General features: G+C 44.5%; 21 protein-coding genes. 16 read left to right on the top strand and 5 right to left on the bottom strand.

Features of this window, described 5'->3' with window-relative positions; genetic code table 11:
- Positions 1-8: 8 nt before the first annotated feature.
- On the bottom strand, positions 9-1,142 hold the full coding sequence (gene fruB, locus DA100_RS01965; protein WP_138970622.1) for a fused PTS fructose transporter subunit IIA/HPr protein: 1,134 nt from the start codon (positions 1,140-1,142) through the stop codon (positions 9-11).
- 201 nt (positions 1,143-1,343) lie between these two features.
- On the opposite strand from fruB, the gene cra reads away from it, so the two are divergent.
- The gene (gene cra, locus DA100_RS01960) at positions 1,344-2,435 is read left to right on the top strand and encodes a catabolite repressor/activator (RefSeq protein WP_346763714.1); all 1,092 of its coding nucleotides are present in this window, start codon (positions 1,344-1,346) and stop codon (positions 2,433-2,435) included.
- Positions 2,436-2,504: 69 nt separating this feature from the next.
- Here the strand turns inward: cra and DA100_RS01955 are convergent, their stop codons facing one another.
- The gene (locus DA100_RS01955; protein ID WP_138970620.1) at positions 2,505-3,023 is read right to left on the bottom strand and encodes a hypothetical protein; all 519 of its coding nucleotides are present in this window, start codon (positions 3,021-3,023) and stop codon (positions 2,505-2,507) included.
- 95 nt (positions 3,024-3,118) lie between these two features.
- Entirely contained in the window at positions 3,119-3,493 is a 375-nt protein-coding gene (locus DA100_RS01950) for a NirD/YgiW/YdeI family stress tolerance protein (protein ID WP_138970619.1), read from the bottom strand.
- A 167-nt stretch (positions 3,494-3,660) separates the two neighbouring features.
- Here DA100_RS01950 and DA100_RS01945 point away from each other — a divergent pair, with 167 nt between their 5' ends.
- From DA100_RS01945 to modC, 4 genes are read left to right on the top strand one after another with little or no spacing between them, the layout of a single operon-like run.
- Positions 3,661-5,124 (top strand): cobyric acid synthase, encoded by a 1,464-nt coding sequence (locus DA100_RS01945; RefSeq protein WP_171052114.1) that lies wholly within the window; start codon positions 3,661-3,663, stop codon positions 5,122-5,124.
- Positions 5,124-5,888: a molybdate ABC transporter substrate-binding protein gene (modA, locus tag DA100_RS01940; protein ID WP_138970618.1), complete on the top strand. Its 765-nt coding sequence runs from the start codon at positions 5,124-5,126 to the stop codon at positions 5,886-5,888. Before DA100_RS01945 ends, modA begins: the two co-directional genes overlap by 1 nt.
- Positions 5,889-5,894: 6 nt before the next feature.
- A complete protein-coding gene (modB, locus tag DA100_RS01935; RefSeq protein WP_138970617.1) occupies positions 5,895-6,593 on the top strand; it encodes a molybdate ABC transporter permease subunit in 699 nt (232 codons plus the stop codon).
- The gene (modC, locus tag DA100_RS01930; protein ID WP_138970616.1) at positions 6,590-7,693 is read left to right on the top strand and encodes a molybdenum ABC transporter ATP-binding protein ModC; all 1,104 of its coding nucleotides are present in this window, start codon (positions 6,590-6,592) and stop codon (positions 7,691-7,693) included. Before modB ends, modC begins: the two co-directional genes overlap by 4 nt.
- A gap of 34 nt (positions 7,694-7,727) precedes the next feature.
- Here modC and DA100_RS01925 read toward each other — a convergent pair whose 3' ends face one another.
- Complete coding sequence (locus DA100_RS01925; RefSeq protein ID WP_138970615.1) at positions 7,728-8,165, bottom strand: DUF3069 domain-containing protein; 438 nt, start codon at positions 8,163-8,165, stop codon at positions 7,728-7,730.
- 214 nt (positions 8,166-8,379) lie between these two features.
- Between DA100_RS01925 and DA100_RS01920 the strand changes: the two genes are divergently transcribed.
- The gene (locus DA100_RS01920) at positions 8,380-9,312 is read left to right on the top strand and encodes a diguanylate cyclase (protein ID WP_138970660.1); all 933 of its coding nucleotides are present in this window, start codon (positions 8,380-8,382) and stop codon (positions 9,310-9,312) included.
- Positions 9,313-9,389: 77 nt separating this feature from the next.
- Complete coding sequence (locus tag DA100_RS01915) at positions 9,390-10,379, top strand: Solitary outer membrane autotransporter beta-barrel domain (protein WP_138970614.1); 990 nt, start codon at positions 9,390-9,392, stop codon at positions 10,377-10,379.
- A gap of 3 nt (positions 10,380-10,382) precedes the next feature.
- Here the strand turns inward: DA100_RS01915 and DA100_RS01910 are convergent, their stop codons facing one another.
- Positions 10,383-11,618, bottom strand: coding sequence for a GGDEF domain-containing protein (locus DA100_RS01910; protein WP_138970613.1), 1,236 nt, complete (start codon positions 11,616-11,618; stop codon positions 10,383-10,385).
- Between the two features lie 222 nt (positions 11,619-11,840).
- Here DA100_RS01910 and DA100_RS01905 point away from each other — a divergent pair, with 222 nt between their 5' ends.
- From DA100_RS01905 to DA100_RS01865, 9 genes are all read left to right on the top strand, one after another.
- Complete coding sequence (locus tag DA100_RS01905; RefSeq protein WP_138970612.1) at positions 11,841-12,206, top strand: late competence development ComFB family protein; 366 nt, start codon at positions 11,841-11,843, stop codon at positions 12,204-12,206.
- An 18-nt stretch (positions 12,207-12,224) separates the two neighbouring features.
- On the top strand, positions 12,225-12,503 hold the full coding sequence (locus DA100_RS01900; protein WP_138970611.1) for an HlyU family transcriptional regulator: 279 nt from the start codon (positions 12,225-12,227) through the stop codon (positions 12,501-12,503).
- A 301-nt stretch (positions 12,504-12,804) separates the two neighbouring features.
- Positions 12,805-14,355: a Re/Si-specific NAD(P)(+) transhydrogenase subunit alpha gene (locus DA100_RS01895; protein WP_138970610.1), complete on the top strand. Its 1,551-nt coding sequence runs from the start codon at positions 12,805-12,807 to the stop codon at positions 14,353-14,355.
- Positions 14,356-14,368: 13 nt separating this feature from the next.
- Positions 14,369-15,745 (top strand): Re/Si-specific NAD(P)(+) transhydrogenase subunit beta, encoded by a 1,377-nt coding sequence (gene pntB, locus DA100_RS01890; protein ID WP_138970609.1) that lies wholly within the window; start codon positions 14,369-14,371, stop codon positions 15,743-15,745.
- 135 nt (positions 15,746-15,880) lie between these two features.
- Complete coding sequence (vxrA, locus tag DA100_RS01885; RefSeq protein WP_138970608.1) at positions 15,881-17,335, top strand: sensor histidine kinase VxrA; 1,455 nt, start codon at positions 15,881-15,883, stop codon at positions 17,333-17,335.
- A complete protein-coding gene (gene vxrB, locus DA100_RS01880; RefSeq protein ID WP_138970607.1) occupies positions 17,310-17,969 on the top strand; it encodes a response regulator transcription factor VxrB in 660 nt (219 codons plus the stop codon). Before vxrA ends, vxrB begins: the two co-directional genes overlap by 26 nt.
- Complete coding sequence (locus tag DA100_RS01875; RefSeq protein ID WP_138970606.1) at positions 17,969-18,850, top strand: DUF2861 family protein; 882 nt, start codon at positions 17,969-17,971, stop codon at positions 18,848-18,850. The genes vxrB and DA100_RS01875 overlap by 1 nt, the downstream gene beginning before the upstream one ends.
- A gap of 59 nt (positions 18,851-18,909) precedes the next feature.
- Positions 18,910-20,088 carry a conjugal transfer protein TraF gene (locus tag DA100_RS01870; RefSeq protein WP_138970605.1) on the top strand — a complete coding sequence of 393 codons (1,179 nt, stop codon included), beginning with the start codon at positions 18,910-18,912 and terminating at the stop codon, positions 20,086-20,088.
- Between the two features lie 80 nt (positions 20,089-20,168).
- On the top strand, positions 20,169-20,315 hold the full coding sequence (locus tag DA100_RS01865) for a YoaH family protein (protein ID WP_138970604.1): 147 nt from the start codon (positions 20,169-20,171) through the stop codon (positions 20,313-20,315).
- Positions 20,316-20,396 lie beyond the last annotated feature (81 nt).

The following is a 20,396-nucleotide window of genomic DNA, read 5'->3' as shown; positions in this document are numbered from 1 at the left end:
CCGTTTCCTTAGCCTTCACCTAGGCCAGAAGCGATTGCTTTACCGATGGACTCCAACGCCATTGATGCGTCAGCACCTTCAGCTGAAAACTTGAGTTGATGACCGTGTTTAACACCTAAAGCGATAACTTTCATCAGACTCTTGGCGTTGACTTCTTTACCATCACCATCAAGGTTTGCGACACGAATGTTTGATTCAAATTTCTTAGCTTCTGCAACCAACATAGCGCCTGGACGTGCATGCAGACCATGGGCATTTTTGATTTTAAATACCGCACTATTCGTCTCTTCGACGTGCGATGAAGATTGAGACTCACCAGTTAACAGCGACAGCACTTGTTCAACAGAAGCGTCGATTAGCTTACTTTGCTGCTGGTTGAATACGAGTTGTGAAAGCTGGTTAAGGATAGGTCTATGGGCGCTATTACATGCACTAAAAGCAACGAGTGCGCGTACCTTTTGACCTTCAAACTCGCAGTCGTTTGCGGTTGAAACAAACGATACGCCAGTTCGTGTGACTTGCTTATTGCTACCTACTAACCATAAACCTTGACCAAGGTGCGTAGGATTTTTTGATACGATGTCTGCAACAAACTCAGAACCCGCGCAACCAGTGTTTTTCAGTAAACCCGCAGCAACAGCGCTCATCTGAACCATGTCGCTAGCAGGGAACTGCAGTTGTATTAATGACGCGTCGAAGTCAGCCTCAAGTTGAACATCACCGTTGAGCAACGCGATAATTTCTTGTGCGCTTTTAGCATCGCGTAGACGCTCTTCTACACCATCCGCGGATAGTACTTTAGTCAGTTGTTTAAGAATGCCGAGATGTTCATCTGATTTAGCCGCAATACCAATCGCTAGGTAAACTTTGTTGCCTTCTCCCCATTCAACGCCTTGAGGGAAGTGGTGGACAGCAACACCTGTTGTTTTAACCATTGATCGTGTATCAGTAGTTCCGTGAGGAATCGCGATGCCGTTACCTAAAAATGTCGAGTTTTGCTTCTCTCGGTTCAGCATGCCTTCAACATAGCCTTGTTCCACAAGACCTGCTTGGGTGAGGCTTGCTGCGATGTTTTGAATCGCTTGAAATTTGTCACTTGCTACTTGAGCGAGTGTGATGTCGCTATTTGCTAACTTAAGCATGGCGCTTCTCCAGCCTTAAGGATTTTAAAAGGGGTAATTGTGCCCAAAAAGTCACTCGCTTTTTGCTGATATCAGCTGAATCGATTCAGCAAAAAGACAAAAATATGTGGATTCAGCATTATTTCACTCTAACTGATTGAGTTATAAGGAACCTATTACATTCACTATCGCTATATTTGAGTGATTTGGCTCACTTTATGAGTGTTGCTGAATCCTTTCAGCTTTTATACTGAATCGTTTCAGCATATAATTCAACTCATCGAGAGATCCTTTATGAAGTATTATGATCTCGCGCACAGAACAAAGGTTGGTGATATGACTCTGGATGAAATAGCCAAATTGGCAGGGGTTTCGAAAACCACCGCCAGCTATGTAATCAATGGTAAGGCTCAAAAATACAGAATTAGTGAGAAAACACAGCGTAACGTCATGGCTGTGGTCGATGAGCATAACTATCGCCCAGATCTGGCAGCCAGTACGCTTAGAGCAGGGCAAAGCCGTTCGTTTGGCCTGATAATTCCTGATTTAGAAAACACCAGTTATGCGCGTTTAGCCAAACTCATGGAGCAAAATTCTCGCTCAGCGGGCTATCAGATTTTAATCGCATGTTCTGATGATGATCCAGAAACTGAAAAAAGTGTTGTGCATGCGTTAGTGAGTCGAAAAGTGGACGCGCTGTTTGTTGCTAGTGTCATACCAGAAGCTAGCGATTATTACATCGACTTGCAGAACCGAGGGACTCCCGTTATTGCACTTGACCGTCCTTTAGACGACGAACATTTTTCTTGCGTGATCAGTGAGGACTTTGGTGGTGCTTTCGAATTGACGAAGTCGGTTTTAAGTGACGGTGTCACTAAGGTCGGGCTTATTGGCGCCTTACCTGAGTTGAATATATCTCGCGAACGTGAACTTGGATTCAAAAAGGCGATTAAACAACATCAGGCTCAGTACACCATTGGCTATGGAGAGCACTTTAATCGTGCGGATGGCAAAAAGGTATTGAGTGACTGGTGTGATAGTGGTCAGTTGCCCGATGCGATTGTTACTACGTCATACACTCTGCTTGAAGGGGTTCTTGATGTGCTGTTAGAGCGACCAGAACTCGCAAGTAAGCTTAAAATCGCTACGTTTGGTGACAATCGTCTCCTTGATTTTCTTCCTATGCCAATTAACTCATTGCCACAGCAATTTGAGCTAATTGCTGACAGCGCGATGGCACTTGCCCTCAATGCCGCGTCAAAGCGTTACCAGCCAGGGGTTGAGCTGGTGCCAAGAAAGATTGTGGTTCGCTAACGCTAAGACTCGAAATAGAACGCCCGGCATTGAGCTGGGCGTTCTTATTTTGGAAATCGCATCGAAAGGTTAGTACTGGAAACGCACTGACATCGTGATTTGTGGGCCATATAAGCCGTTATTACGCGTTTCAGCAGAAAGCGAAAGTTGCTGAGTCGAATGGAAACGAACGCCAGCATGAGCAACGGATGAATCGTCGTTACGGCCAAGTCTTGCCGTTGCTTCGACTTGATCAGTTAGCCAAAGACGAACACCAATATTCACTTCAGCTTGAGTTTCACTTTCACCGCCAGCTTCTTTAGTGAACTTTACTTGATGAAGTAATAACTGACCGTAAACATCGGCAAACTGACTAATTGGGCCGTTGAAGCCAATACCGCCAGCTAAGTCATAGTCCTTATCGAATTGGGAATCGGCACGGAGTATAAAATGCGAGTTTTCAGTGAAGAAGGTACTGAATTCTGCACCTGTCATTTCAGGCCCAATCGCAGTACGGGCTTCAAAGAAGTTGTAATTGAAATTATTTGCTTGGGCGCTTCCACTGATGCCTACGAATGCTAAGGCACTGGCCAAAATGATCTTTTTCAAATGTAGTCTCCGACTAACAACAATAAATTGACTAAAAAAATGGCTTGCAATAAGCAAGCCAAATAATAACTTAATCGAGAGACTAATTCATTTAATTATAGAATTTGGATATGATCCACTTCAATTTCTGGGGTTCTACCACCTTCATATTCACCAAATAGACGAACTTTTGTGGTCTCGTTAATTGGTTGAGTCATGATGATGTCATCATCGAGTTCCACTTGAATCTCACCTTTACCGTCAGAGAAGATAAACGTATCGCCTTTCACTTGACGTAACAATGTACCTTCGACGACCACGTTTCGCTCCGTAAACATGCTCGTATCAGCAAGCAAGGTATCAACGCTGGTGATTTCTACAGGCCCTGTGTATGAAACGCGGCTTGATTGTTTATGGTGTCCATCGTTTGCCATTGCAAAAGTAGGAGCAAGGATTAGAGTAGCTGCCGTTGCGAGAATCATTTTTTTCATTTTTGTGTTCCTTGTTTAACTAGGTAGTATCAAATCGATGATGCTATTAAAGCAAGCGCTTCTTGAACCATTGCTGATTATGAGATTCATATTCCGTTCATTTTTTTGAGGAAATAGTTAAAAAACGTTTATTATGACTCAACGCTAAACCACGATTGATAAAACAAATGCAGTCCAATTCAAAAGCTCTTATGGTTCAGGGAACCACCTCAGATGCCGGTAAAAGTGTCCTTGTGGCAGGTTTATGCCGAGTGCTCGCCAGAAAGGGCGTCAAGGTCGCGCCATTCAAACCACAAAACATGGCACTAAATAGTGCAGTAACGCCGGACGGCGGTGAAATTGGTCGTGCACAGGCGGTGCAAGCGTTAGCGTCGAATATCGAATCAAGCGTGCATATGAATCCTGTGTTACTTAAACCTCAAAGCGATACTGGGGCGCAAATTATTTTTCAGGGCAAAGCGACGACCACGGTCGATGCGATCGGTTACCAGAGCTATAAGAAAACGGCTTTACCGATTGTTATGGAGTCGTTTGCCATTCTTCAGCAACAATACGATACAGTGCTTATTGAGGGAGCCGGAAGCCCCGCAGAAATTAATCTTCGAGAAAACGATATTGCTAATATGGGGTTTGCTGAGCAAGCCGATGTCCCTGTGATCATTGTTGCTGATATTGATCGCGGTGGCGTCTTCGCTCACCTATACGGAACGTTGGCACTGCTATCGGAATCAGAGCAACAACGAGTAAAAGGCTTTGTAATTAACCGCTTTCGGGGTGATATTTCGTTGTTACAATCAGGTTTAGATTGGCTAGAACAGAAAACGGGTAAACCTGTCATTGGTGTCTTGCCATATTTGCACGGCTTTGATCTTGAGGCTGAAGATGCGATTAATGCGCAACAAGTGACTGGAGAAACGAGCCGTTTAAATGTTGTTGTCCCGATCTTGCCGCGCATCAGCAATCATACTGATTTCGATGCTTTAAGGGTAAACCCTGATATTAACTTCCGCTACGTAACGAATGGTCAGCGCATAGACAATGCCGACTTAGTCATATTACCCGGTTCAAAAGCGGTACGCAGCGATTTGGAATACTTGCGTAGCCAAGGCTGGGATAGTGATATCCAGCGCCATATACGTCTCGGCGGTAAAGTAATGGGGATCTGTGGCGGCTATCAGATGCTGGGTGAGTGGGTACATGACCCACTTGGTATCGAGAGTACGGCAGGTTCAAGTGTTGGGCTTGGTTATTTGCAAGTCGATACAGAGCTAAAGCCACATAAGACATTAACGAATGTCCAAGGAACGCTGACTTTAGGTGGACAAACAGCGACGGTTAGCGGTTATGAAATTCATGCGGGCATCACTTCTAGGTGTGGTTTCGCACCAATCGTATTGGACTCATCGACGGCTGATGGAGCAATTAGTGATTGTAATCAAGTGTTTGGTAGCTATTTACATGGTATCTTTGATGATCCGAAAGCGGCCGACACCATATTCCGCTGGGCAGGCGCTGGTAATGTGGCACAGGTCGATCACAAAGCGAATCAGCAACGCGCGATTGACCGAATTGCGGATGCAATTGAACAACATCTCGATCTCAAACAACTTTGGCCTGAACTGTATAAGTGATGACAATAAAAAATCTCCTAACAACATTTGGTGCGGGCTTACTTCTATCCGCGAGCGTGTCAGTACAAGCACAAGACAAACTCCGCATCTATGCGGCTTCATCCATGACCAACGCGGTGAACGAATTGGTCAGTGAGTTTGAAAAACAGTCGTCGATTTCGGCTACTCCTGTTTACGCCGGTACCTCGTCTCTCGCTCGACAAATCCACCAAGGATCACCCGCCGATGTGTTTATCGCGGCAAATGAAAAATGGATGAATTACCTGATAGAACAGAAGGTTATTAATAGTGACGCTGTAACTAATATTGCTCATAATCAGCTCGTCGTCATTACTCCAGTTAACCACCAAGGTTCGCTGGACATCAATGATAGCGCCTCATGGCTAAACTATCTTCAAAAAGGGCGTATTGCCATAGGGCAGACCAACGCGGTTCCAGCAGGCATCTATGCTAAAGAGTCTCTAGAGAGTCTCGGTATCTGGAGCGCCGTTGAGCGATCCCTTGCACCGACCAATAACGTTCGCATTGCACTTGCGCTGGTTGAGCGTAACGAAGTGCCTTTGGGAATAGTCTATAAAACGGATGCGTTAATGAGTGAGGGGGTTAAAATTATTGCTCGCCTCCCTGAATCAAGCCACTCGCCGATTGTCTACCCCATGGCTCAACTTAATGCTAAGCCGCAAGTAGAGGCATTCGCGCAGTTTATGAAAACACAACAGGCGCGCAACGTTTTGCAACGCTATGGATTCGAAGTCGAACATTAATAGGAACTGAATGTGCTAACAGAATACGAATATCAGGCACTTTTGCTCAGCCTCAAGGTGGCATTTTTTGCCATTCTCTGGCTCATCCCAATGGGTATTGGTATAGCATGGGGTCTTGCACGTAAACAATTCGTTGGCAAAAGCGTTGTCGATAGCTTGGTGCACCTGCCACTGGTTTTGCCGCCCGTTGTGATCGGTTATCTGTTGCTGCTCTCTATGGGCAGACAAGGGTTTATCGGTCAGTGGCTATATCAACAGTTTGATATTGTCTTTTCATTCAGTTGGAAAGGGGCAGTATTGGCGTGTATCGTTGTTGCTTTGCCATTGATGGTGCGCTCGATTCGTTTGAGTTTGGAGAGCGTTGATGTCAAGTTGGAGCAAGCTGCGGCGACGCTTGGCGCTTCACCAGTAAGGATCTTCTTCACCATCACTCTTCCGTTAACGATTCCTGGGATAATTACAGGGACGATGCTCTCCTTTGCGCGCAGCCTGGGTGAATTTGGCGCTACCATCAGTTTTGTATCGAATATCCCAGGCGAAACGCAAACTATCCCGCTGGCGATGTACAACTTTATCGAGACTCCTGGTTCAGAAACAGAAGCGATGCGTTTATGCATTATCTCAATTGCAATCGCGCTGAGTTCTCTGATTGCCTCCGAGTGGTTAAACCGAGTTGGTGCTAAGCGCTTAGGGGGCAACTTATGAGTTTGGAAATTTGCTACCAGCAGTCACTGGGCGAAGCCAATTTTGATATCGATATTCATTTACCAGAGAAAGGTATCATCGCAATATTTGGTCGTTCTGGCGCGGGTAAAACCTCATTAATTAATGTCATTGCCGGGCTAACCACGCCATCACAAGGTCGCATTGTGATAAATGGTGAAACACTGTTTGACTCCTCAAAGCGCTTTAATAAGCCGGTTCACAAACGCAACGTTGGCTATGTATTTCAAGATGCTCGGTTGTTCCCACATTTTAAAGTCAACCGAAATCTTACCTATGGAGTTAAGTCGGCAGATCCCGTGCATTTTGATGACGTTGTGCAACTCTTAGCGCTCAGAACCTTGCTTGATCGTTATCCTCACCAGCTTTCAGGGGGCGAGAAGCAGCGCGTTGCCATAGGTCGTGCGCTATTGTCTAAACCGAGCATTCTATTGATGGATGAGCCACTCGCATCCCTTGATTTACCACGCAAACGCGAGGTGTTGCCATATTTGGAACAGTTAGCCCACAGCATTGAGATTCCGATTATCTATGTCTCGCATAGCTTGAACGAGGTTTTGCGTTTAGCGCATCATCTGGTTGTGGTAGAACAGGGGACAATTGCGGTAGCGGGACCGATAGATCAAGTCTGGTCTTCACAGGTAATGAAGCCATGGCAGTCCTTTTCAGAGCAAAGCTCATTGTTCGAGGGTCGCCTTATTGAGCATAATACCCAATACGCATTATCTAAGGTCGAACTTGCTCCAGATATCAATTTGTGGGTGCAAAAGGTTGATGGAACAATTGGGGCGCCTGTTCGCCTACAAGTTAGGGCAAATGACGTGTCATTGATGCTTGAAGAGCCGAAACGAACGTCAATCCGCAACATCTTTTTGGTGACGATAGCCAGCATTGAAACATACTCAAGTGGGCAAGAACGACAGAGTGTATCGATCCAGTTAAAGTTAGCTGAAAACTGTTATTTAGGTGCCACAATCACCGCTTGGGCGAGAGATGAATTAGCCTTGACCGTAGGCATGAGCGTTTATGCGCAAATCAAAGGTGTCAGTGTTACTCAGAGAGACATTGTGCTATCGAACTAAAAAACGCCGCATTTAGCGGCGTTTTTAAACTCTACTATTTCGCGAATACGTCAGTAAAGTCGCGTTTCAGAATAGGGTCACGGCGTGCTTTCTTAATTTGCTTGACCATATCTTTTACACAGTTGTGAAGGACTTGATCAAGCAGTTGAGCACGGTACTCTTCTTTTTGTTCTTCAGTCATCTCTTTCGGTAGATTTAATGAAGGAAACTCTTCCATTACATTAAGACCAGCAAATGCCTGACTTACTGAAACAAGTGCATGAAACTGTTCAAAGTTATCCAAAACGTTTTGTGCGCTGTTTGGTAGCTCATTCCAAGATTCACGAACGGCTTCTTCAGAAACTTCATGGATTGACGTCACCATGTAGTGCATCGCTTCCGGAACTTGGTCAAACTCAATTACTTGACGAAGTTCTGCTGATACTTCTGCTAAGTCTACTTTTGGTTGTTCTGTTTGATTAACGTCAGACATGTATGATTTCTCTTAAAATGTATTTAGTAACCGCGCTATCGTAAAAAAATGGCGCTAAAAGTCAACCTTCAATGGATGAATAACCCGTGGTAGAGTATGCTTTTATTAAGCGTGTGATTTCTTGATTGTTTTTCCGGCTTAAACGAAGATTTGACGAATTATTAGCGGATACTCGCACTAGGATATTGATAGAGTGGAAATAAACGGCTCTTCCATGAAGATTTTGTTGGTTGATGATGTTCAGATGGAACGTATTCAACTGGCAATTCGTCTCAAGCAACTTGGTCATACGGTCGAAATGGCTGACTCTGGTAGCCGAGCACTTGAGCTCTATCCACAGTTTGAACCTGAATTGATCCTCTTAGACATCTCTATGCCTGACATGAACGGTTTTCAGGTCTCACGCAAAATTCGAGAGCTCTATCCTGACTGGGTTCCTATCATCTTTCTTAGTGGGCATGATGAGCCAAGCATGGTCGCAAATGCCATTGAGGCTGGTGGTGATGACTATCTTGTTAAACCCGTTGATAAAATTGTCCTAAATTCTAAGCTTGTTGCGATGCAACGCATTGCCTTTATGCGTCGTGAACTGAAACAAAAAACCGCAGCGCTCGCCAAAGCCAACCAAGAACTTGCCCAACTCGCTCAAGAAGATGGTTTGACCAAAGTTAAAAATCGTCGCTTTATCGATTCAGAGCTTAAAGAGATGATCACGTTACATGGACGCCATGAACTGCCATTGAGCTTGATATTACTCGATGTTGATCGCTTTAAGCTTTACAACGATAACTACGGTCACTTGGAAGGGGATCGTTGCTTAGTCACTATTGCTTCGATCATTAACGGTTTGTTCGAAAGAAGTGGTGAAGTCGTAGGTCGTTATGGTGGTGAGGAATTTGTTGTTATTCTCGGCCATAGCGATGAAAACAAAGCGCACACCGATGCTCAACGAATAAAAGATGCATTGGAGAATGCCCAAATAGCGCACGAATACAGTGACATTGCTAATTACGTAACGGTGTCACAGGGTGTGTTCAGCAAAGTTCCAACCGGTCGTGAAAGTATCGACGAATTTTACGACTCCGTCGACAAGTTACTCTACCAAGCTAAGGTGTCAGGGCGTAATCAATTTAAGTGTTCAAAATAGTCAAATGTTCGTATTGCCTAACCAGAACTTTGACGTTAACTTATTCTTATTATTGATCTAATTGAGTTCAGGTCTCGATGTCTGGTTCACGGCTATCTCGCTATGTATCCCTGCCTTTAGTGCTTGTGTCACCGTTCGCGTGTGCGAAGGGAAGCCAAGCGTATCAGGCCTATCTGGAACAAGCTTTTTCAGCGGCTATCGTGCTAACTGATAGTGACGTTTTTACCTTCGGTGTCCACGATTTTGATCCAAACGAGTGGTTCAATCTCGACAACGAAGATATCGGCTCACAGGAGTCGGTTCTTTTGCGTCAGCAAATTGCGGTTTCGGCGCTACCATATACCTTTGATCTTAGCGACGATGAAGCGGTTCATAAACACCAAATCTTTACACGGTTCTCAGTACTGGCTTCGAGACAAGACTACGAAATCCGCGCACAGGATAGAGATGATTATCAGCACGAGTTTGTGTTAGGTGCGTTTACTGCCTACCGATATAAATACCAGCTGACAGACTTTTGGACCGTGACCCCAGGCGTTGGCTTACATCTCCAATATTTTAGAAATAATCACGATTACCGCAGTGATTTCTCGAATAATGTCGTAAAACCCGCATTGGATAATGTCATTTTTAACACTGATGCCTGGGCGCTATCGGTTGAGCCACATGTTGAATTTAAGCGCAACAAACCCACCACATGGGGAAGTTGGAATTGGTCGTCATCTTTCCACTATTTTTATGGACAAGGTTGGGGAGAGGCTAACTTTGGAGAAGTCGGCAATCCAGAAGGTTGGTATAGCGCGAATGGTATTGCAGCCTATTACAACGTCAGCCGTTTCGGGCGCTCAGTTCAATCTATCTACAGTAGTTTTCGACGAATAGATATTGGTGGCGATACCAGCAAACCACTTGGTACTTCATTCTATTACGAAGGATCTGTCGGTTGGTTAATGACGCCACCGTTTGAATCGGATTGGATTGATAATGTTGGAATCGGCCTGAATATCAATTACGGGAGTAATCTCAAAGGGGGCAGTATTGTACTGTTCTTTAATCAGGCAGATTGACGGCTAGGCGAGACAGACCTGATTTCGTCCAGACTTTTTGGCCTTGTATAAAGCCTCGTCTGCACTCTTCATAACCGTGGAGACGTCTTTGGTTTCGCTACTGTCTGCAACCCCAATACTGATGGTCACATTAACGCTCTCTTCGTTCTTTTTCGGCCCACGTTTTTTAGAACCTAATTTGTCACTCTTTGGACGAGAATCCTGATCGCGCAGGGCCATTTCGTAAGACTCAATTGAGGTTCTAAGCCGTTCAAGATGATCTTTTGCTTCGTCAGCCAGCTTTCCTTTGAACAGGACAGTGAACTCTTCACCTCCATAGCGATACACCTTGGCACGTCCACCAACGAGCTGTAAGCGACTCGCAACAAGTTTAAGCACATCATCGCCTGTATCGTGCCCGTAGGTATCATTGAATGACTTAAAATGGTCGATGTCCAGCATGGCAATAGTGTAACGCCTGCCAAGATGGCGTAAATCAGACTCAAGCGCTAGGCGACCAGGGATATCGGTCAATGTATCTTTAAACGCCAATTCGTAGCTGGCAGACAACAAGTAAACCAATAGCAAGATGCCAGCGAGAGAGAACATGGTGCTCGAGATATGCGGAACATGGAAAAAAACAAATGTCGTCGACGCGAGCAAAGCTGACGAATAGAGCACGACATCGATTATCCGATTTTGATTCAGCACACAGATGGCAAATATCAGCACCATAGCCAGTAGATAGACGACGAGAATAAACGGCAGCTTTGAAACGGTTGGGATCACAAACAAAAACGTCTCATTAATGTCGTCGAAGCCGCCGTCATAGAAATGCGTCAGAATGAGATAACACCACAGTACAAAAAGGCCAAGCTTAACCAAGTAGATGGCAAAAGAGTGTGAGAACAGATTGCTGTCCTTGTAACTAAACACTAAAACTAAGGCGATAGGTAGCAATGCTGCCAGCAGCGAAAGCTCTAAGATTGTGGTGCCAGACGACAGAGGCGACTGTAAACGGTTTTGGATCAACCAGTAAGCCACTGCAAGGGCGCTCGCTGTCATCGCGATGCGACTTTGTTTAAATGGATTGGCAAGCAAAATAGCCGTTGCGAACAAAACAAAAGGCATTTTGGTGACGAAACCAAGGTTCGCTTGAGTGAGTCTCACTACATTGTCCATGCCGAAGGCGATAAACGTCAGCAATAGCAGAGGTAACGCAATTCGGAACCAATTTGTAGTGACGACGGAAAACGACATGAAACCTAGCCTGAATAGAAACAATTGTTGATTAATAACTCGTTAAGAATACTTTTATTTGATGAATTTCCAAGCTTTTTACTAAACTTATCTATGAAAACCTAAGGCGTGTATGAATTGTGTTCAAAAAATGGTGTTTGATTACGCATCACAATGAAAACCACATGCCGCGATGAAGTAAGCAATGTTAGGATAGGTAACTCTTAAAGGGAGTTAAGTTATATGCAGATTAGTGTTGACGTACATAACTATATGGAAAACTTGGTCGGGCAAGTCTTAGCCCAGCCAGAATATATTGATAACTTTGATCATGAGCAGTTGGCTGATCTAGCGTGCTTAGCATTGAGTCAATTGAGGCCAGTCTATATTCGCCATGACATCGATTTTTTGTCGGCGTTGGCTGAAGAACGTTTAGTGACGTTAAAGCAATATGCGACGGTGGCGGTTGAAGCCGCCAAGACAATGATTGTTGACGACCGACGTAAAAATAGGAAAGATGAAGTGCCTGTCATATTCAGTAAACAGGCATTTGATGATGACATTGAACTTGAGTGGTTCGAAAAACCACTTTTGCACAAGGCTAAGTAATTAACCAAGGAGTAGTGTGTGGGACTTTTTTCTCGCTTGTTTGGGGGCCAGAAAGCGCAACCAGAAGTTGCCGTAGAACCTGTTGAATATAAGGGTTATTTGATCTATCAAGAAGCACAGTCAGAGGGTGGTCAATACCGGATAGCAGGGCGAATCACCAAGCAGTTTGGTGAAGAGATAAAATCACACCGTTTTATTCGCTCGGACGTTTTGCCAACTGCGAACGATGCCAACGAATTTATGTTGAAGAAAGCACAAATGTTCATTGATCAAATGGGCGACAACATTTTCCAATAAGATCCTATCGCAAATTGATAAGCATCATAAACTTGAGAGTCATTAGTCGTTATGCTGATGGCTCTTTTTAGTATTTAGATGCTACATAATCGGTTGTTTTAACGGTAATTTTTCCCAACTGGTTAGACCTTTTCTGACCTAATCTGTGGCATATTGCTGAACGATCTAACCAGCTGGTTTATTCATTCCCAACGGTTATATGTAATGATATTTTGTGTTTTTGTTACAAAATGCTTGAAGTATCTAAATTCGTTGGATAAAAACAGAACAATCATTGTTGCTGATAGTCAAGGAATAGCTAATGCAAATTGGTGTGCCAAAAGAAATACTCGCGGGTGAAACGCGAGTGGCTGCCTCGCCGAAATCGGTCGAGCAGTTATTAAAATTAGGCTTCGAAGTTAACGTAGAGGCTGGGGCAGGTGAACTCGCGAGTTTCGATGACGCTTCTTTTGAAGCGGCGGGAGCGAAAATCGTATCTACCGAGCAGGTTTGGGAGTCGGATTTGATCTTAAAGGTCAATGCGCCTCTTGCAGATGAAAAGAATGATGAAATTGCACTGCTAAAAGATGGTGCAAGCTTAATCAGTTTTATCTGGCCAGCACAGAACCCAGAGTTAATGGAAAAGCTTTCAAGCAAAAATATTAACGTAATGGCGATGGACGCTGTGCCGCGTATCTCAAGAGCACAAGCCCTTGATGCGCTGTCTTCCATGGCGAACATTGCTGGTTATCGTGCGGTCGTTGAAGCTGCCCACGAGTTTGGTCGATTCTTTACCGGTCAGATTACTGCCGCAGGTAAGGTTCCACCAGCGAAAGTACTCGTTGCGGGGGCGGGTGTTGCTGGTCTTGCGGCTATCGGTGCGGCTGGCAGTCTCGGTGCGATTGTACGTGCTTTTGATGTTCGTCCTGAAGTTAAAGAGCAAGTCCAATCAATGGGTGCTGAGTTCCTAGAAGTCGACTTCAAAGAGGACTCGGGATCTGGCGATGGTTACGCCAAAGAAATGTCGGATGAGTTCAACAAGAAAGCGGCTGAACTTTACGCTGAACAGGCGAAAGATGTTGATATCATCATTACTACAGCGCTCATTCCTGGTCGTCCTGCACCTAAGCTAATTACCAAAGAGATGGTAGATAGCATGAAAGCAGGTAGCGTGATCGTCGACTTAGCAGCAGCTAACGGTGGTAACTGTGAATACACGGTTGCAGACAAAGTCATCACAACAGCAAATGGCGTTAAGGTCGTAGGCTACACCGATATGGTCGGTCGTCTTCCTACCCAGTCTTCGCAACTTTACGCGACCAACATCGTAAACCTGCTTAAACTGCTGGCTAAAGAAAAAGATGGCAACATTAACATCGATTTTGAAGATGTTGTACTTCGTGGTGTCACCGTTATTAAGGAAGGTGAAGTTACTTGGCCTGCACCACCAATACAAGTTTCAGCGCAACCTGAGCAAAAAGCAGCGCAACCGAAAGCGAAACCACAACCTAAAGTCGAAGAGCCAGTTTCACCAGTTAAGAAAATGGCAGGCTTAGTTGCTGCGGTAGGTGCATTTGCTTGGATCGCGTCTGTCGCTCCAGCGGCGTTTCTATCTCACTTTACCGTGTTCGTACTTGCGTGCGTAGTAGGTTACTACGTGGTATGGAATGTTACTCATGCACTCCACACTCCGCTTATGTCAGTAACAAATGCGATTTCCGGTATTATCGTTGTTGGCGCATTACTGCAAATCGGTCAGGGCAATGGTGTCGTATCATTCCTGTCGTTTATCGCAGTACTGATAGCGAGTATCAACATCTTCGGTGGATTCACCGTTACCAAGCGCATGCTTGAAATGTTCCGTAAAGATTAAGGAGTAACAGGGAATGTCTGCAGGATTAGTACAAGCAGCTTATATTGTTGCTGCATTATTCTTTATTTTGAGCTTAGCCGGATTGTCTAAGCAGGAGTCTGCGAGATCAGGGAACTACTATGGTATCGCAGGTATGACGATCGCGTTGATCGCGACGATCTTTGGTCCAGACTCTCAAGGTCTAGTTTGGATCATCATCGCTATGGTAATTGGTGGTGGCATTGGTATCCATTTCGCGAAGAAAGTAGAAATGACCGAGATGCCAGAATTGGTTGCGATTCTACATAGCTTTGTCGGTATGGCAGCGGTTCTTGTTGGTTTTAACAGCTATCTTGATGCACCGGAGTCAGCAACTCACGCAGAGCATGTCATTCACCTTGTGGAAGTCTTCCTCGGTGTGTTCATTGGTGCGGTGACCTTTACAGGTTCGGTGGTTGCGTTTGGTAAGCTACGTGGCATTATCTCATCTTCGCCACTAAATCTACCGCATAAACACAAAATGAATCTTGCCGCGATTGTTGTTTCAACGTTGCTTTTGGTTCATTTCGTTAATGCTGATGGCAGCATGTTTGCGCTTATCGTGATGACTCTAATTGCGTTTGCATTTGGTTATCACTTGGTCGCTTCAATCGGTGGTGCCGATATGCCAGTTGTTGTTTCGATGCTGAACTCTTACTCAGGTTGGGCAGCTGCGGCAGCGGGCTTTATGTTAGCGAACGACCTTTTGATCGTAACAGGTGCGCTTGTTGGCTCTTCGGGTGCCATTCTGTCTTACATCATGTGTAAAGCAATGAACCGTTCATTTATCAGCGTTATTGCTGGTGGCTTCGGTCAAGAAGTGGTTATCTCTTCTGATGAAGAGCAGGGCGAACACCGTGAAACGTCGGCTGAAGAAGTGGCAGATATGCTGAAGAACTCGAAGTCAGTTATTATCACTCCAGGATATGGTATGGCGGTAGCACAAGCGCAGTACCCAGTGCATGAAATCACTGAGAAGCTACGTGCGCAAGGCGTTGAAGTTCGCTTTGGTATCCACCCAGTTGCAGGTCGTCTGCCTGGTCATATGAATGTGTTACTTGCCGAAGCTAAAGTACCTTACGACATCGTGTTAGAGATGGACGAAATCAATGACGACTTCCCTCAAACCGATACAGTATTGGTGATTGGTGCAAACGATACGGTTAACCCTGCAGCGCTTGAAGATCCAAACAGCCCGATTGCAGGCATGCCTGTACTGGAAGTATGGAATGCGCAAAATGTTATCGTATTCAAACGCTCTATGAACACAGGTTATGCAGGCGTTCAAAACCCACTGTTCTTCAAAGAAAATACCCAGATGTTGTTTGGTGATGCGAAAGAGAGCGTAGACGCAATCTCTAAAGCACTATAAGCTCAACACTTCAATATAAAAGCCAGCAATATGCTGGCTTTTGTTATTTATGACACGGATATCACATTTCGATTTTGTATTTTTGTCATAATGTTTTACTCTAAATCTAACCTACTGATTTATTGAATTTTTGCATTGATAAAGACGATACTAAAAGCAGCGATAATTGGCCTGATATTACAGTCGGGTGGCGTATACGCTGAGTCGCTGCCAGAGCGCATTGACAGATTTGTGGATCTATTTGATGAGTCGCAGGCGACGGTGTCTTACGATATTCGTAGTTTGCAGTCTGACTATCCCACACGTTTGCTCACGCCTGAATCTATGCTGCCTCAGACCGCCACGTATCCGCTGCGAGATGTTCAACGTCTCTATAACCTTGCACAAAACTGTACAGGTAAACTTCCACTAAGCCCTTTAATCACCGAACCACTGGTGTTTACGAGAGCGATGTGTAAGGGAACTCAGTTGAGCGAAAAATGGTTTGCTCGCAGTGCGTTGATTCATCCGGGCGGCGGCACATATGCTAGTCGTTATGTGTTGGGGCATCCTGACCAGTTGGAGAATTTACAACAGTACATGCATATTCAGGAGCGCGAACTCGCTCCGGATACGACCTTACTGGGGCGTTTACAGCGAATGAACGAAGATGCCGTCCTTGCTTTGATTTCTGGTTCGAGCATGTTCGTTGAGCGTAATGAGCTATGGTTACGCCAAAATGATAATTATCTCGTGTTTCCGGAGAGCGTATGGCGAAAGAACATCGAAACAGCAGGGGTTACATTTAATTTAAGAGACTCGAGCGCTAGTTGTTTTGTTCAACGCGGTAATTTGTGTTGGGAAGTTGAAGATCACTCTGATCTTTTACGCATTAGTATGGTGGTTTTAGTCATTGCCAACATTTTGTTGGTGATGGGCTGGTCTGTTTATCGCTGGAATACAAAACGACAAGAGATGAAGAGCAGAATGCTCATTTTGCAAATTCTGACTCATGAGCTGCGTACACCGATCGCCAGTTTGTCATTAACGGTCGAAGGCTTTCGCCGTGAATTTGAAAAGCTACCCGAAACTGTCTACGACGAGTTTCGCCGCCTATGTGAAGATTCACGACGTTTACGTCAGCTTGCTGAAGCGAGTAAAGATTACTTGCAATCTGATAACAAACCTCTTGCAACAGACTGGGTACCATCGGTTGGAGAGTGGTTAGAATTTAAAGTTGAAGAAGAGTTTAATAGCAACGTCAAATTTGTCATAAACCAAGACGTGGCGGCCAAACTCAATGTATATTGGTTAGGAACCTGTATAGACAATTTAATACGCAATGCGGTTAAGTATGGTGTTGCACCTGTTGTTGTCGATGTGACAACAGCGAAACAAAAAATTACGGTTAAAGTGATGGATCAGGGCGAGTTGTCTGCTAAAGATTGGCGTCAACTTCGAAAGCCGTTTGTAAGTAAAAGTGGCCTAGGATTAGGCTTAACCATCGTAGAATCTATGGTTGGAAGGATGGGCGGAAAAATGTCGCTAGTTGGTCCACCAACAACGTTTATTTTGGAGATACCTTGTGAAACAGACACTGCTTCTCGTTGAAGATGACAAAAACTTAGCTGATGGCCTGCTAGTCAGCCTTGAACAAGCAGGATACGAATGTTTCCACTCAGAAACAATTGCTGACGTCACTCAGTACTGGGAAAAAGCGGATCTTGTCATCCTTGATCGTCAGTTACCTGATGGTGACTCAGTTGACCACCTTGTAGAGTGGAAAAAGCTGAAAGATGTACCTGTTATCCTACTGACTGCACTAGTGACGGTTAAAGACAAAGTGATGGGTTTAGACGCAGGTGCGAACGATTATTTGACCAAACCTTTTGCCGAAGCGGAATTATTTGCCCGTATTCGAGCGCAACTGCGTGCACCTGAAGGGGATTCTTTCGACGACACTAAAGTGGTTACAGAGCATCTGATCATCGATAAGGCAACTCGTGAAGTTTTCTACCGAGACGAATCGATTACGTTAACGCGTACTGAGTTCGATTTGCTGCTCTTTTTGGCAAGCAATCTAGGCCGAGTGTTTACCCGTGACGAACTACTAGACCATGTTTGGGGATACAATCATTTCCCAACAACTCGTACTGTAGACACACACGTGTTGCAGCTGCGCCAAAAGTTACCAGGTTTAGAGATTGAAACGCTTCGTGGCGTTGGATACAAAATGAAAGCCTAATGGTTAAACCAAGCCTATTACTCGGTGCACTATTGGTTAGTGCACCGCTTTCAGCCCTACAAGTACCTTGGTTCGAAAGTAATTCACCATTAACGCAGGCGCATAAGCATCTGCTTAATGACGATCTTCCGTCTATGTTTTCGTCTCTAGTAGAAGTTTGGCAACTGGAACAGAATCGCTCTATCACACCTCATCTAAATGACCTTTTACTTCAGTCACTAGAAATAGATTGTGGTAAAACACTCGACAATAAATCGTTACCTCAGTGGATCAACAATGTCATCGTACGTCGGACAGATATTCAAAGTCCTGGCCGTGATGCATACCGTGCTATCGTAGAGGTCGAAGCCAGCAAAGAGATCAAAGACATTTCTTTAACGCGTTGGGTGTCTAAGCCAATTTCGACAGACAATACTTTTACGGAAGCAACCCCAAAAGACAACGAAGTCGGAACTAAGGTTTACACCAAACGATACAATCTAAATAGTCGCGTCACCATGGGATTATATCGAATTGATGTCACAGCCGCAGATCAGACATCTTGGAGTTCGTGGCTAATTCTTGGGGAACCGAAAGCGTCAGTCTCAGTGCGCTGGAATGCCAAAGCCCAATGGAAAGTAGAGCGTAACGCTTTACTCAATCCACATTGCCCACTGCCTAAGCTGGATACATCGGTCTATGACTATGTCGATGGCAATTATGTTCGTGTTTGGGGACAAACCGTTGATGCAGATTATCCAACTTCACTCGGCAACATTGGAATCGAACCAGGACGCTATGTTTTAGCGGTCGCAATTAGCCATCAACGTTGGCAAGGGCCGATAATTGTTGAACAATCACAAATAATTAGCAAAACGTATGATGTTTCAGTAGAGGAATAATTAAAGTTGATAGACAATAGGTCGCTATAAACACATGGAATAAAAAAGTTTATACCGATATGAAAAAACAACTAACACTCTTATCGTTGTCTATCGCTTTGGCTTCGGGAACGGCTTTGGCAGCTAACTACGCGATTGAAGCTCGCGGAGATGCAATGGGTGGCGTTGGCGTTGTCTCGGCAAATTTTCTAACTGCTCCTTTCTACAACCCAGCACTCACTGCAATCTATCGTCGTAATGATGACGTTGGCATGATCACACCAAGTTTTGGTTTATCGTATAGCGATGAACATATGATGGTTGATGATCTTGAAAAAGCTTCTGACTTAATAGCGGCTGCATCTAATAACATTTCAAGTATCGATATTAACGAACTTGATGCCACGTTAAAGGCTCTCGACGGAGATATTGCTAAATTAGAACTTGGAGGTGTAGTAGCATTTGCCATTCCTAACCGCTATATAGCAGCTAATATTTTCGGTAAAGCATACGCTGAATCATACGCTACTCCACAAATTGCTAACGATAGTACTAACAGCAATAGCGATCTGCGCATACTAGAAAACGCACAAAATAGCACAGTCAACGCTGTCTCTGTAGGTGTTACTGAAGTCGGGATCTCATTGGCAAAATATCAAACGTTCTTAGGTCAGCATATTTCGTTTGGTATCACACCTAAACTACAGCGTATCTATACATATGTTTACGAGGCGAGTTTCACCAATTATGACATCAAAGACGTCCGCGACAACGGAACGGGTGAAACGATGTTTAACATGGATGCTGGCTTCTTATGGTTTTATGGTCCATTACGTGTAGGCTTCTCAGCTACAAACCTAGTGTCCAGAGACATTGAAACACTGACTATTCCTTCCTCAGTAAGTGGAAAGTCGGCCATTAGTTACTCATACCAGATGAGACCACTTTATACCGTGGGTGTTGGATTGGTTGCTGATTACGCAACGATTAGTGTTGACTACGATTTAAATGAAGAAGAGCGCTACACCAATTTTAACGACAACACTCAGATGTTAAGAGTAGGTGGTGAGATTGACATCATGCGCCAGTTAAAACTGCGTGCAGGTTGGAATCGCAATCTGGCTTACGACAATCTAGATGACACAGTTACTGCTGGTATCGGCTTGTCTCCATTGAACCTATTCCAACTTGATATAGGTGCGAGTTACACCAACGAAAATTCAATGGGAGCCTACATTAACTTCCTGACAAGCTACTAACTAAATCGTTAGGGTAGGTCACTAGCCTTTCTCTGTAATTCGTACTATAGTCGGCTCCTAAAATATCAGGAGCCTTTTTTATGTTTGACGATTTGCCACCACTGACACACGAACAACAACAAAAAGCAGTCGAAGAAATTCAAAAACTAATGGCAGAGGGCATGAGTACAGCACAAGCGATTAAAGTTGTCGCTGAACAGATTCGAGAAAAAGCTGCCAACCAGTAATCGACGAGAAAATACTAAACATTATAAAGAGAGCAGGGAACTGCTCTTTTTTTATTTTCAGCCCTAAACCACCTACTTCAG

It is taken from the genome of Vibrio sp. Hep-1b-8, from assembly GCF_006124995.1.
Classification (GTDB): Bacteria; Pseudomonadota; Gammaproteobacteria; order Enterobacterales; family Vibrionaceae; genus Vibrio.
Note: the sequence above shows the minus strand (reverse complement) of the source record. Positions and strands in the feature narration are given on the sequence as shown.